Source organism: Arthrobacter crystallopoietes BAB-32 (assembly GCF_000328305.2).
In the GTDB taxonomy this organism is placed as follows: Bacteria; Actinomycetota; Actinomycetes; order Actinomycetales; family Micrococcaceae; genus Crystallibacter; species Crystallibacter crystallopoietes_A.
The window spans coordinates 1-929 of record NZ_ANPE02000334.1 but is presented as its reverse complement, the minus strand read 5'-3'; the positions used below and the strand labels follow the sequence as shown (position 1 = coordinate 929).

At 71.5% G+C, this 929-nt stretch carries 2 pseudogenes; one reads left to right on the top strand and one right to left on the bottom strand.

Annotation, left to right across the window (positions count from 1 at the left end):
* Positions 1-260: pseudogene (locus D477_RS23470) on the bottom strand (o-succinylbenzoate synthase); the annotation flags it as partial.
* Positions 261-443: 183 nt separating this feature from the next.
* On the opposite strand from D477_RS23470, the pseudogene D477_RS20800 reads away from it, so the two are divergent.
* Positions 444-929: pseudogene (locus tag D477_RS20800) on the top strand (phosphatase PAP2 family protein); the annotation flags it as partial.

The window sequence follows — 929 nt, the reverse complement described above, 5'->3', positions numbered from 1 at the left end:
TTCACCGTCTGCGGACCGTCGAAACGGGCCAGCACCGCCGGAACGTCTGCCGGCTCCACGGCAGGCACGGTGGCGTTGACCGGCACACTCGTGCGCAGCGGCTCGGGGAAGCCCTGCCATCCCGCCTCAATAGCCGCACGCAGCCACGACGCCGCTTCCCCGTCGTCGTACTCCAGGAACGGGGAGAACTCCGCCCAGCCGGCCGGCCCCTCGAACAGCATCAGCTCGCGGTGCAGCACCCCGCGGAACTTCACCCGCATGGGCAGCGACACCACCCGCGCCGCCGCCTGCAGTTCCTCCAGCGGGGGCAGGTGCAGCGGGGTCTCGGGCGGCAGGATGGTCACGGTTCCACTGTACGTTGTCCCCTCCCGGGCAGCATCGGGACGCCCGGCCGGCCGAAGGCTGTGGGCGTTCCTCCAGCTTCGTGTGGCACCCTTGAATCGATGAACCATCAGCAGCAACAGCGGGCGCGTGCCTCCCGGCGCAGCCGCCCGGGCCACAGTCCGTTCCTGTTCTGGTTGGGCGCCCTCTTCTGCGCCGCCGCCTTCGCCTTCAACTACTACGCACTGGTCCGGACCACCACCGGGCAGTTCGCGGACGAGTCCGCCTGGGCCGAGGCAGAGGCCGGCTGGCGCCTCGGCCGGGGCGTGTTCCTCGATTTCCTGGACCTGCTGCCCAACCTCTCCGTGGCGATCGCCGCCGTCGTCCTGGTCGTCGTTGCGCTGGTCCGGCGCCGGTGGCAGGCCGCCGGGATCGCCGTCGGGGTTGTGCTCGCCTCCGCGGCGACGACCTGGATCCTGAAGAACCTGGTGCTGGACCGTCCGGACCGGGGCATCCCGACGCTGACGCACAACTCGCTGCCGTCCGGGCACACCACGATCGCGGCCGCCGCGGCGCTGGCGGTGTTCCTGGTGGTCTCGCCGCGCTGG